This window comes from Streptomyces sp. 891-h (genome assembly GCF_022760275.1).
Taxonomy (GTDB): domain Bacteria; phylum Actinomycetota; class Actinomycetes; order Streptomycetales; family Streptomycetaceae; genus Streptomyces; species Streptomyces spirodelae.
The window spans coordinates 3,384,183-3,395,930 of sequence record NZ_CP050693.1 but is presented as its reverse complement, the minus strand read 5'-3'; the positions used below and the strand labels follow the sequence as shown (position 1 = coordinate 3,395,930).

General features: G+C 71.9%; 13 protein-coding genes and 1 riboswitch. Of the genes, 8 read left to right on the top strand and 5 right to left on the bottom strand.

Features of this window, described 5'->3' with window-relative positions:
* Positions 1-14: 14 nt before the first annotated feature.
* Both HC362_RS14620 and HC362_RS14615 read left to right on the top strand, forming a co-directional pair.
* Positions 15-761 (top strand): cobalt-precorrin-6A reductase, encoded by a 747-nt coding sequence (locus HC362_RS14620; protein WP_243084359.1) that lies wholly within the window; start codon positions 15-17, stop codon positions 759-761.
* A gap of 143 nt (positions 762-904) precedes the next feature.
* The gene (locus HC362_RS14615; protein ID WP_243084357.1) at positions 905-1,600 is read left to right on the top strand and encodes an LPXTG cell wall anchor domain-containing protein; all 696 of its coding nucleotides are present in this window, start codon (positions 905-907) and stop codon (positions 1,598-1,600) included.
* A 111-nt stretch (positions 1,601-1,711) separates the two neighbouring features.
* Here the strand turns inward: HC362_RS14615 and HC362_RS14610 are convergent, their stop codons facing one another.
* Entirely contained in the window at positions 1,712-2,926 is a 1,215-nt protein-coding gene (locus HC362_RS14610) for a cytochrome P450 (protein WP_243084355.1), read from the bottom strand.
* Positions 2,927-3,109: 183 nt separating this feature from the next.
* On the opposite strand from HC362_RS14610, the gene HC362_RS14605 reads away from it, so the two are divergent.
* Positions 3,110-5,002: a serine/threonine-protein kinase gene (locus HC362_RS14605; RefSeq protein WP_243084354.1), complete on the top strand. Its 1,893-nt coding sequence runs from the start codon at positions 3,110-3,112 to the stop codon at positions 5,000-5,002.
* Positions 5,003-5,009: 7 nt separating this feature from the next.
* Here the strand turns inward: HC362_RS14605 and HC362_RS14600 are convergent, their stop codons facing one another.
* Positions 5,010-5,402, bottom strand: a complete 393-nt coding sequence (locus tag HC362_RS14600; protein ID WP_243084353.1) for a hypothetical protein — start codon at positions 5,400-5,402, stop codon at positions 5,010-5,012.
* Between the two features lie 377 nt (positions 5,403-5,779).
* Between HC362_RS14600 and HC362_RS14595 the strand changes: the two genes are divergently transcribed.
* The 5 genes from HC362_RS14595 to HC362_RS14575 are packed head-to-tail and all read left to right on the top strand — an operon-like array spanning position 5,780 to position 7,642.
* Positions 5,780-6,664 (top strand): helix-turn-helix transcriptional regulator, encoded by an 885-nt coding sequence (locus tag HC362_RS14595; RefSeq protein WP_243084351.1) that lies wholly within the window; start codon positions 5,780-5,782, stop codon positions 6,662-6,664.
* A gap of 5 nt (positions 6,665-6,669) precedes the next feature.
* Complete coding sequence (locus HC362_RS14590; RefSeq protein ID WP_243084350.1) at positions 6,670-6,885, top strand: DUF397 domain-containing protein; 216 nt, start codon at positions 6,670-6,672, stop codon at positions 6,883-6,885.
* The gene (locus HC362_RS14585) at positions 6,878-7,072 is read left to right on the top strand and encodes a DUF397 domain-containing protein (RefSeq protein WP_243084349.1); all 195 of its coding nucleotides are present in this window, start codon (positions 6,878-6,880) and stop codon (positions 7,070-7,072) included. The genes HC362_RS14590 and HC362_RS14585 overlap by 8 nt, the downstream gene beginning before the upstream one ends.
* Before the next feature lie 27 nt (positions 7,073-7,099).
* Positions 7,100-7,378 carry a ribosomal protein L7/L12 gene (locus HC362_RS14580; RefSeq protein WP_243088602.1) on the top strand — a complete coding sequence of 93 codons (279 nt, stop codon included), beginning with the start codon at positions 7,100-7,102 and terminating at the stop codon, positions 7,376-7,378.
* Between the two features lie 9 nt (positions 7,379-7,387).
* A complete protein-coding gene (locus HC362_RS14575; protein WP_243084348.1) occupies positions 7,388-7,642 on the top strand; it encodes a hypothetical protein in 255 nt (84 codons plus the stop codon).
* A 91-nt stretch (positions 7,643-7,733) separates the two neighbouring features.
* Here the strand turns inward: HC362_RS14575 and HC362_RS14570 are convergent, their stop codons facing one another.
* The 3 genes from HC362_RS14570 to cobG are packed head-to-tail and all read right to left on the bottom strand — an operon-like array spanning position 7,734 to position 11,406.
* Entirely contained in the window at positions 7,734-9,281 is a 1,548-nt protein-coding gene (locus HC362_RS14570; protein ID WP_279240100.1) for a precorrin-2 C(20)-methyltransferase, read from the bottom strand.
* A gap of 5 nt (positions 9,282-9,286) precedes the next feature.
* Positions 9,287-9,913, bottom strand: a complete 627-nt coding sequence (locus HC362_RS14565; protein ID WP_243088600.1) for a precorrin-8X methylmutase — start codon at positions 9,911-9,913, stop codon at positions 9,287-9,289.
* 17 nt (positions 9,914-9,930) lie between these two features.
* Positions 9,931-11,406: a precorrin-3B synthase gene (gene cobG, locus HC362_RS14560; RefSeq protein ID WP_243084346.1), complete on the bottom strand. Its 1,476-nt coding sequence runs from the start codon at positions 11,404-11,406 to the stop codon at positions 9,931-9,933.
* Positions 11,407-11,541: 135 nt separating this feature from the next.
* Positions 11,542-11,617: riboswitch (cobalamin riboswitch) on the top strand.
* Positions 11,618-11,748: the final 131 nt, after the last annotated feature.

Sequence of the window (11,748 nt, the reverse complement as noted above, 5' to 3'; positions counted from 1 at the left end):
GGGAACCGAACGCTGTGCACGTGCTGATTCTCGGCGGTACGACGGAGGGCCGCCGCCTGGCGGAGCTGCTGTACGCCGACCCCGCCGTGCGGGTCACCAGCTCGCTGGCCGGGCGGGTCGCCAGCCCCCGGCTGCCCGCGGGCGAGGTGCGGATCGGCGGCTTCGGAGGCGTCCAGGGGCTGACGGAATGGCTCCGTGCACACCGTGTGGACGTACTCATCGACGCCACCCATCCCTTCGCCGAGACGATCAGTTTCCACGCCGCGGAGGCCGCGGCCAGTGCCCATGTTCCCCTGCTCGCTCTCCGCCGTCCCGGGTGGGTGCCGAGTGCGGGCGACAATTGGCACATCGCGGATTCGCTGGGCGAGGCCGCGCGGCTGCTGCCCCGGCTGGGGCGGCGCGTCTTCCTGACGACAGGGCGGCTGGGGCTGAGCACCTTCGCGGGCCCGGGGAGCGACGACCTGTGGTTCCTGGCCCGCTCCGTCGACCCGCCGGAGCCCGGCACACCGACCCCAGCGCGTATGGAACTCCTCCTGGACCGGGGGCCGTTCACGCTGGAGGGTGAACGCGCGCTGCTGCGCGGCCACCGTATCGACGTCCTGGTCACGAAGGACAGCGGCGGCGAGGCCACCGCGCCCAAGCTGGCGGCGGCGCGGGAGGCGGGGTTGCCCGTCGTGGTCGTACGCCGTCCACCGGTCCCGGCCGGGGTCCGGGTGGTGACGAGCCCGGAGGAGGCGGCGGAGGCGGTCCGTCGCCGCTAGGCCGGATTGTTATACGTCATCAAAGGTGCGTTGCGGTAGGAAATCGGACTGCTGGTCCCATATCCGGCTTGACCGGGAACGGTGACCGGACGACGCTGAGCGACCCACCCCCCGCTCGGCTCTCTCAAGAAGTTGGTATGCCCATGCGCACCTTCTCTTCGGCTTGCACGGTGGTGGCGGGAGTGGCGGTTTCGCTGCTCGTTGCTCCGGTGGCGCAGGCCACCCCGCCCGGTGACAACGGCACCGTGAAGATCCACGACGCCAAGACCGGCGAGATGCTCCGCAAGAACCAGCCCCACGTCTGCACCTTCTACCTCGACGCGTTCGGCTTCGACGGCCGGCAGCAGGTGGACTGGCGGATCGTCGAGATGCCGCCCACCGGAACGAAGGGCACCGTGGCCAAGAGCGACTCCTTGGACCTCGACGGCGAAGGCCACGGCCGCAGCGCGGACCTGACCCTGCCGAACGGTCACTACAAGCTGATCTGGAACTTCGACGGCGAACACGGCCGCGCCAAGCACAAGGTTTTCTGGACCGATTGTGAGGGCGACAAGGAGCCGGGCGGCGACCCGAGTGGTACGCCGAGCGGTTCGCCGAGCGACAAGCCCAGTGAGAAGCCCTCCGCGGAGCCTTCGAAGCCAGCGGCGTCGACTTCGGCCTCGCCCTCGGCTTCCACCCCTGCCGGCTCGGACCAGGACCCGTCCCCGGCCCCGTCGCCGAACGGTGGCGAGGGTGATCTCGCCGAGACGGGCACCTCGGTGGCCGTCGTCTCCGCGGCCGCGGCGCTGCTGCTGGGTGCCGGCGGCACGCTGCTGGTGCGGCGCCGCCGCCGGAGCTGACCGCCTTCCGATGAGGGGCCCTGTCCGTTCGTTGCGGGCTGCGGCTGAATTGTGGTTCCTCGCGCAGTTCCCCGCGCCCCTGACGGGGCGCACCCGTGAGAGGGCAACCCCTCAGCGGACCGGCAGGTGGCGCGGGCCGCGGACCAGGAGACCCGGGCGGTAAGGGAGGGAGTCCGCGGGGGCTGCGAGGCCCACCGCATCGGGCAGCGCGGCGAACAGGCGGGGGAGGGCGACGGCCGCCTCGAGCCGGGCCAGCCGCGCCCCGGGGCAGATGTGCGGCCCGTGGCCGAAGCCCAGATGCGGGGCAGGGCGCCGGCCCTCCGCCAGATAGCGGTCGGGCCGGAAGCTGTCGGGCTCGGCAAAGTGCTCCGGGTCCCGGTTGGCGGCGGCCAGCACGACCAGTACCGCCGCCTGGTCCGGCAGCACTGTCCCGGCCAGCTCCACCTGCTGCGTGGTGCGCCGCCATGTCGCCCCCTCCAGCGGGCTGTCGAAGCGGAGCGTCTCCTCCGTCACAGCCGCCCAGTACCGCGGGCCGCCGTCGCGAGCGGCGGCCCGCTGGCCGGGGTGGGTGAGCAGCAGCAGCGTGGCGGAGGCGAGCAGGTTCATCGTCGTCTCGTATCCGGCGAACAGCAGCAGGAACGCCATGGCGACCAGTTCGCCCTCGTCGAGACCGGGCACCAGAGCGCTGAACAGATCGTCGCCGGGGCGGCGCCGCTTGGCGGCGATCAGCTCCGTGAAGTACGCGTACAGCTCCCGCCACGCCTCCTCGACGGCGCCGGGCGGCAGCGCGTCGGCGGGGGAGCCCACCCGGTAGGTCCACTCGCGCAGCTGGGTGCGGTCGGCCTCCGGGACGCCCAGCAGGTCGGCGATCACCAGCACCGGCAGCGGGAACGCGAACGCGTCCACCAGGTCGGCGGTCTTGCCGTCCGCCAGCTGCCGGGTGACCCGGGCCACCAGCCCGTCCGCCAGCTCCTCGATACGCGGGCGCAGCGCGTCGACGCGGCGTGGCGCGAAAGCCCCGGTGACCAGGCGGCGCAGCCGTCGGTGGTCGGGCGCGTCCTGGTTGAGCATGTGCCGGGCCAGACACGCCTGCGCGCGCCGGGCCGGGGAGTCGGGGCGCGGCCGTCCGGAGGCGGGGAGCGGCACGTTGGAGAAGCGGGGATCGGCCAGCGCGGCGCGGGCGGCCTCGTAGCCGGTGACGAGCCAGGCGTGCGTCCCGTTGGCGAGAGCCACCCGCGTGACGGCCCCTTTTGTGCGGAGTCGAGCGTAGTAGGGGTAGGGGTCACGGGCGAAAGCCGGATCGGCCGGGTCCAGGACAGCGGGCATACGCTCCATCTTTGCCGGGCGGCCGACATCTGAGGACGGCTGCCCTGGACCATCTGTGCCCTGCGTGGTTTGTAGGGTTCTGACAATGCCGATATGGAGCGCGGCTCCAACTCGCGTCCCTGCCAGGGCAGTTCGGATATCATCGCTCCGCTCAGCAGCCGGAGGGGGTGGCGGGTGCGACCGTTGGAGACCTCCGACCCGCGCAGGGTCGGGCCGTACAGGATGCTCGCCGAACTCGGCAGCGGCGGCATGGGGCGGGTGCTGCTGGGCGATACGCCCGGCGGCCGGCTGGTCGCGCTCAAGCGCGTACGCGCGCAGTTCGTGGAGGACGACGGTTTCCGCGCCCGGTTCACCCGCGAGGTGGCGGCCTCCCGCAGGGTGTCCGGCGACTACACGGCGGCCGTGGTCGACGACGGCGCGGACGAGCCGGTGCCATGGCTGGCCTCGGACTTCGTGGCGGGACCTTCGCTGCACACGGCGGTGGAGGCCGTCGGCGGGCTGCCCGAGGAGGCGGTGCTGTGGCTGGCCGCCGACCTCGCCTCTGCACTGCTCGACGTCCACAGGGCCGGACTGGTGCACCGCGATCTGAAGCCCTCCAACGTGCTGCTCGCGGAGCGGCACGCCAAGGTCATCGACTTCGGCATCGCGCGGGCCACCGACAGCGACGACGGCACCTGGGTCACGCACACCGGCTGGGTGGTCGGCGCCCCCGGCTTCATGTCGCCGGAGCAGGTCGAGCCCAACGGCCGCACCCTGACGTCGGCCAGCGATGTGTTCTCGCTGGGCGCCACACTGGTCATGGCGTGCACGGGTGAGGGCCCGTTCAGCGGGACCTCGGCCCCGCAGATGATGTACAACGTCGTGCACACCGAACCCGACCTCGGCCGGGTCCCGGACCGGTTGCGCGGATTCATCCAGCCGTGCCTCGCCAAGGAGCCGGCCGACCGGCCGAAACCGGCCCAGCTCCGCGAGCGGGCCCACAATCTGCTCTCACAGGCCGCGCGGCCCGAGCAGGTCTGGCCGCGCGAGGTGCATCAGCTGATCGCGGCCCAGCGGGACGATGTGCTCCGGTTCCGTATGGCGGCGGACGAACGGCACGTCCCTCCCGACTCCGAGGAGCCCACCGTCGTCGTACCGCCCCGTACGGAGGGTGGCGCGGCGTGGGCCCGGCGGGTGTTCGGCTGGGTACGTGACTTCAGCCGCGAGGCCGCCCGGACGGTACGGAGCGCATCGCCGGGAGGTGCGGGGGCGGGCGCGGGGGCGGCGCGCGGACGCGGGGCCTCCCGCGGGACGGACGACCCTTCGGCCACCACCGTGGACCCGAATCCGCCCGACCGCCCTTCCCTGCGGGGCCGCCCTCCCCTGCGGGCCCGCCTGACGGCTGCCGTCTCAGGACCGAGGGCCCGCCGCGCGCTCGGACGGTCGCGGGACACCGCCTTCGTCGTACTCGGCGTACTCGCGGGCCTGATCGCCGCCACCAAGGCCAACAGCGGCGATCTCGCCACCATGTCCCAGGAGTCCTTCCACGCCGGCCTGCTGGAGATGGACGCCCCCGACATCCCCGCCGGGCTGCTTCACCCCAGTTATCTGGGCGCGGTGGCCGGTGCCTGGCTCGGTGGGCTGGCCGGTGTCGTGGCGTGGATCGTCGCCGGTCTGCGGTCCGCGCGCACCGGCTTTCTCGTCCTCGTGGCGCTGAGTGTGAGCGGCTTTCTCCTCGGCTGGCTCGGGGACGACGGCGGACTGGACGTCGGTGTGATCTCCCTGGGCCAGCTCGAAGAGGGCGGCGCCTGGGTCGGCGCGCTGGTGGGTCTCGCGCCGCTGGCCGTCGCCAGTGCCATGTCCAAGAGGGGCGGCGTGGCCCACTCCAGCGAACAGGGCTGCGGCGTCGTGGCCGCCCTCGTGGTCGCCACCGCGTTCACCGCGGGCCTGGGCGCCGTCTGCGGTTACCACGGGTGGATGGGTCTCACCATCGGCGACTCCACCACGGTCGGACTCTTCACAGCCGTCGGCGCGGCCTTCGGCGGTAGCGTCGCCTTCCGGATCGTCGCCGCTGCGCGCGCACGACGGTCCGGGTAGGAGGAGTTCACCGGTCCGTCGGCCCTGGGTCGTGGTTCTCTCGGCCGCGGGACTTCGGGACGCAGGTGATCTCGGCCTCGCCGGAGTTGTCCGGCAGCCGGGCGCCCCTGCTGTCGGCGACGCGGAGTACGTTGCTGAGGGCGACGGCGGTCTCCTCGGCGGCCCGCGTCGCCTCGTCGTCGGCGCGCCTCTTCTCCTCGTCGCCGTAGACGAAGAGGAAGCGCTTCAACGCCCGGTCGCCGTCCGCCAGCTGGGCCTCTTCCAGTTCGTCGGCGTAGCAGGAGACGGTGGAGTCCAGGTCGCCGCTGAGGTAGCAGGGTTTGCCGGACTCCGTTGTCCACGGCAGCAGTCGAAGCCCCGGCGCCGGCATCGGCGTCTGCTCCCGGTCGTAGATCCACATACGGATTGCCTCCAGCCCTCGGTGGCAGACACAACCGCACGCCTCATACGTCACCGGGACACCCGGGGGCGCCTGCCTCGGCGTGGCATGACGGCACTCCGCGTGCCTGCCGAGGCCGCATGCCGCAGATCGGTAACTCGTCACGGAACCCTTTTCCTTTCCGTTCGCGTCCGCTCGGCGCTCCTCTGTGAGCGCTCTGTGAGAAAGCGCCTACAGAATGGCACCGTCCCGGCTACCGTTGGAACGGAGTTGAGGAGTTTGCGCGGACAACTTTCCGTGCCAATTCCTGCTGCTCGGAGGCGGTGTTCACGCTTCACCGCAATGTTCTGCAAATTCGCAGAACGTTTCACGCGCTGGCGGAGGAAGGAAGCGCGCGGATGATCACAGACATCGAGTCGGCAACGCCCGCCCTGTGCCGCTTGCAGCTCGGCAGCGAGCTGCGGCAGTTGCGGCAAGCCGCGGGGTTGAACGGGCGCCAAGTCGTCCGGAAGCTCCTGTGGAGCTCGTCCAAGCTGACCCGTCTGGAGACGGGCGACAACGCGTCGGTGGAGCCGTCGGACGTGATAGCTCTCTGCGAGATTTATGGGGCCTCGAAGGAGAAGCGGGCCCTCTTGCAGGGGTATGCGGCGGTGACCAAGACGCGGCGGGACTGGTGGCAGTCGCCGGAGTATCGGCCGGTGATCCGGCCAGGTTTCAAGGCGTACCTGGGACTGGAGGCAACAGCTCACACCTTTCAGAACTACGCATCGGAGTTCGTGCCGGGCCTGTTGCAGACTGAGGCGTACGTCCGTGCGATCTACGAGTACGGACAGCCGGGGCTGGGAGCCGAAGAACTCGACAGCCTGGTGACGGTGCGAATGACTCGTCAGGAAGCGGTGCTGCGCGAGGAGTCGCCGCTCAAACTGACAGCCATCATCAACGAGGCCGTGCTGCGGCGTGCCGTAGGCGGGACACGAGTGATGCGCGACCAGCTCAGCCACATCGTCGATGTGGTCACAGCTCGGCCAAACGTGCGCGTGCAGGTGGTGCCCTTCAGGCTCGGGCTTCATCCTGCAATGAGCGGTCCCTTCGTCGTCCTGCAGTTCTCCGACCGCGCCGCACCGCAGCGCATCGTCTACCTGGAGAACCTCGCCGGGGCGTGGGTCTATCGCCGGGAAGGAGATGTTGAACGGTACGCCGAAGCGTTCACCGATCTTCAAGCGTTGTCCCCGGGCCCGCACGAGTCTCTGAATCTCATCAAGGAAGCAATCAAGGAGCATTGATACCCATGAAGAGCATGGCCAACGTCCCGCGTGACGCTGCCTGGTTCAAGTCGAGTTACAGCGACAACCAGGGCGGAGAGTGCGTTGAGGGGGCCCGTCTCGGCGGTGGTGTGATGGCCGTGCGCGACTCCAAACAACCCGACGGCCCCGCGTTCGTCTTCGGGGCCGAGGCGTGGTCTGCCTTCGTGGAGTCGGTGAGGGGCGGGGCCCTCGATGGCTGACGCCGACTGGTTCAAGTCGAGCTACAGCAATGACCAGGGCGGCGCCTGCGTTGAGGGTGCCCGCCTCGGCAACGGCCTCATGGCGATCCGCGACTCCAAGCGGCAGCCCGACGGCCCCGTGTTCGTCGTCCGGGCGGCAGCCTGGTCCGCGTTTGTCGGAGGGCTGAAGCGCAGGACTCTCGGATAGGAGAAGGCGGCTGATTGGATGGGGGCCATGGAAATACTCGCCTGGGTCCTCGTGGTCCCCCTTCTGTACGGAGCCGTCCGCAGTATCGAGGTCCGGATCGCGCGTTCCGACCGGCAGGTGGCGCGGGTCGAACGCAAGCTGGACCTCGTGCTGGAGCACCTGGGGCTCCAGGAGCACGATCCGCGCCTGGGCGACGTGGTCGAACTGCTGCGCAGCGGTAAGAAGCTGCACGCGATCAAGCGGTATCGGGAGCTGACGGGTGACGGGCTGAAGGAGGCCAAGGAGGCCGTGGAGCGCCTTGGTTAGGCTGGCCCCGTGACCAATGGGGACCTGCGCCGCGGGCGCTGTGGCGTATGCGGCGGCGGTGAGGTGTACCGGGGCGAGTACGTGGCCCAGGGCGGGCTCCGCCCGACGGGTGCGGGCACGTTCGGGGCGAAGCAGGCGGTGTTCGACGCCTTCGTCTGCGCGGTCTGCGGCCATACCCAGCTGCACGTGCGGCTCGATGCGAGGATGTCGTCGCACATCCGGCGCAAGCTCACCTGGGTACCGCCGCATCAGGGCAACACCTGAACCGTGCGGTGGCGTGCGGCAACAGCTGTGCTGCCGCACGCCACTTGGCAGGGCTACGGCCGTCGCGCAGTCAGCCCGCAGCGGGGCGTACTCACCGTTCCGGATACCGCCGCGGCGTCCACACCCACTCTGTACCGTCCGGTCGGTAAGCCGCCTGGGTCTGCGAGGAGCCGACGATCAGCAGCGTCCGCATGTCCACCTGGGCCGGGTCCAACTCCGCCAGGGGGACGGTCCGTACGCGTTCGCCGTCCCCGCCCACATCGCGGGCCAGCACCACCGGGGTGTCCGGCGCGCGGTGCTCCAGCAGGACCTCGCGGGCCTTGCCGACCTGCCAGGTGCGGCTGCGTGAGCCGGGGTTGTAGAGGGCGAGCACCAGGTCGGCAGCTGCGGCGGCGCGCAGCCGCTCGGCGATGACCTCCCACGGCTTGAGGCGGTCGGAGAGGGAGAGCACCGCGTAGTCGTGGCCCAGCGGAGCACCCGCACGGGCGGCTGCCGCGTTGGCGGCCGTCACACCGGGCAGTACCCGTACGGGAACGTCCGCGTACGTGTCCTGCGCGGCGGCTTCCAGCACGGCGGTCGCCATGGCGAACACGCCCGGGTCGCCGCCGGAGACGACGGCCACCCGCCGCCCGCGCCGCGCCAGCTCCAGGGCGAACTCGGCGCGTTCGGCCTCGACCCGGTTGTCGGAGCCGTGCCGCCGCTGCCCGTCCCGTGCGGGCACCCGGTCCAGATAGGTGGTGTAGCCGACCAGATCGTCCGCGGCGGCCAGCGCGCCCCGTGTCTCGGGGGTGAGCCACAGCGGCCCGGCGGGACCGGTGCCGACGACCACGACTTCGCCGGGGGAGCTGCCTTCCTTCCCGGGGGCCGCCGCCTCCGCCTTGCCCACCTTGCTCGGCAGCACGGCCACCGAGAAGTACGGCACCGAGTCCGGCTCGATGTCCGCGACCCGGCCGGTGCGCTCGCCCTCCATGGTGGCTCGCTCGACGTAGCGGGCCTCGGCCAGCCGTCCGGACCGCTCCAGCGCGCGGCGCACCTTGGGGAACGTCCGTCCCAGCTTCATCACGGCCACCGCGTCGCTGGAGGCGAGGCGGGCGGTCAGCTCCTCCTCGGGGAGCGTGCCGGGCAGTACGGTCAGCGCCTCCTCGGCCTCGGACAGCGGGGTGCCCAGCCGGGCGGCGGCGGCGCTCACCGACGTCACACCGGGGATGACCTCGGTCGGATACCGGTGCGCGAGCCGCTTGTGCATATGCATGTAGGAGCCGTAGAAGAGCGGGTCGCCCTCGGCGAGTACGGCCACCGTCCGCCCCGCGTCCAGATGCGCGGCCAGTCGTGCCGCCGCGTCGGCGTAGAACTCCTCCAGCGCGCCCCGGTAGCCGCCGGGGTGGTCGGTGGACTCCGTGGTGACGGGGTAGACCAGCGCCTCCTCGATGTGGTCGGCGCGCAGGTGGCGGGCCGCGATGGAGCGCGCGATCGAACGGCCGTGTCGCGCACTGTGATACGCCACGACGTCCGCCTCCCCGATCGCCTCCACGGCCCGCACCGTCATCAGCGACGGATCGCCCGGCCCCAGTCCCACGCCGAGCAGCCGGCCCGCCCCTGCTCGGTCGGCGTTCTTGCCTGCTCCCTCGCTGCCGGTCACCTGGCTCACTCCTCCTCACTCGCGATGGCGTTGAGCGCGGAGACGGCCAGTGCGCTGCCGCCCCGACGCCCGTGCACGACCAGGTGCTCGAGACCCGACGGGTGCTCGGCCAGCGCCTGCTTGGACTCCACAGCGCCGACGAACCCGACCGGCACCCCGATGACGGCAGCCGGCCTCGGCGCACCCTCCTCCACCATCTCCAGCAGCCGGAAGAGCGCGGTGGGCGCGTTGCCGATCGCGACGACCGCCCCCTCCATGCGGTCGCGCCACAGTTCGAGTGCGGCTGCGGTACGGGTCGTCCCCAGCTCGGCGGCGAGCCGGGGCACGGCCGGGTCGGCGAGGGTGCAGATCACCTCGTTGTCGGCCGGGAGCCGCTTGCGGGTGACACCGCTGGCGATCATGGCGACGTCGCAGAGGATGGGAGCGCCCGCGCGCAGTGCAGCCCGGGCCTTCTCGACGACTCGCGGCGTGTGGGCGAGGTCGCGTACGAGATCGACCATGCCGCAGGCGTGGATCATCCGCACCGCGACCTGGCCGACATCGGCGGGCAGCCCCGCCAGGTCCGCCTCGGCGCGGATGGTGGCAAAGGACTGCCGGTAGATGGCAGCGCCGTCCTTCTCGTACTCGAACACTGTGCTCTCGCTCATCGTCATGGGGTCGTCGGCAGGGGACGCGTGGGGTCGGGGGAGCGTGGGTCGCGGGCTGCCGCCACGGTGGCGGCCAGATCGCCTGAGTGCTGGGCGCTGTGTACGGCACTGTGTACGGCGCTGTGTACGGGGAGCGTTTCGCCGGTGGCCCGTACGACGGAGATCCGGTAGCCGTCCGCGCCCGCGACGACCTCGACCCGCTCCCCGCGCGGATGCCCGCACCGGCGCTCACAGCCGGACCAGTACACGGGCAGCGCCCTCCCGGCGTTCGTTTCGGGTACGCGCAGCCCGCCACCGGAGGTCAACGCCGCTGCGGCGTCCGCGCGTACGTCCGTCAGCGACTTGGCGCAGCCCGGCCGCCCGGCGCAGGCGCCCACTCCGCGCCAGGGCGAGGAGGGGTCCGTCACGAGCCCGGCGTCACCGAGCGCGGCGAGCGCTCCCGGCGCGCTTCCGGGCGCGAGTCCGGGCACGACGACGCCGCGCCACGGGGTCAGCCGCAGCTCACTGCCGCCCTCCTGCTCGGCGGTACGGGTGAGCAACTGCCACTGTCCGCCGGTCAACCGCCCCAGCGGAGCCAGTACGGAGAGTGCGACCGGCCCGGAAGGCCGGGGGTCGCGGACCAGTCCGGGTTCGGGTCCGTCGTCCGCCGTCGGCGGGAGTGATGGAAAGGGCACGATCGGGACATCGCCGACACCGCAGACATCGCTGCCGTCGCCCCGCAGCCGCTCCGCGATTCTGCGGGCCAAGTCGCCGCTCGTCACCGGCAGCTCGGCCACCCGCCACGCGCGTACGTCGCACTCCCGCGCCGTCTCCAGGAACACCTCGGCGGCGGTCACCGCGGCGGCAGCCGCGCGCCCGCTCTCCACCCGGAGCGCCGGAGCGGTACCGTCCGCCCCCACTCGCAACAGTGCGCGCCCCTCCCGCTCGGCGAGCAAGGTCACATCCGCACCGAGCGAGGCGACATCGCCCCGGCCGTCGTCCACCGCGAACAGGAACCGCCCCGAAAGGTCGCGCAACTCTTCGCTCGCGCACACCAATCGGTCCAACTCGGTGAGCCAGGCCCCGATGGCCCGCCTTCCGCGCCCGTCCAGACCGGACAGCGGCGAGGCCACGATGTTGCGTACCCGCTCGTGCGCGGCGGAGGGCAGCAGCCCCGCGTCGTCCAGTATCCGGGCCAGTTCGGCGCCCGAATCGTCGCGCAGTCCGCGTAGTTGGACGTTTCCGCGCGAGGTCAGATGCAGGTCGCCGTCCCCGAGGCGGGCGGCGGCCAGCTGCAGTGCGGCGGCCTGCGCGGTGTCGAGCACCCCGCCGGGTACCCGTACCCGGGCCAGCCCTCCATCGTCCGCCTGGTGCAGCCGCAGCGCACCCGGGCAGGCGTCGTCCCGCGCGCGGGAAACCGCGCAACTGGTTGCGGAAGCAACCGGCGCGGCGCTGTGCGCGGACGAACGAGCGGAGGGCATGACCATGTCGGCGAGCATACCGACCCCCCGTCGGCCCCTCGCCGGAGCGGGAGGCAGGGATGAGTGGGCGCCCTCCCGCCGCCGAGGGGACCCCCGTACGATGCTGTGGGCGGACCACCCGGTCCGCCTTATCGCCGGCGACGGCGACAGGGGGAGGAAGCCGGTGCGAATCCGGCGCGGTCCCGCCACTGTGAGCCCGGCCACCAACGGCCGGGTGAGCCAGGAACTCCCTCACCCCCGCCCTTGGCTGCTGCCTGGGCAGGGGACCTCACTACGACACCGCCCGGGGCGCGGACACCCCGAGGAAGGGCCGACCGCACCATGCCGCTTTCGTCACGCGACAACGCCGACGTCGACGCC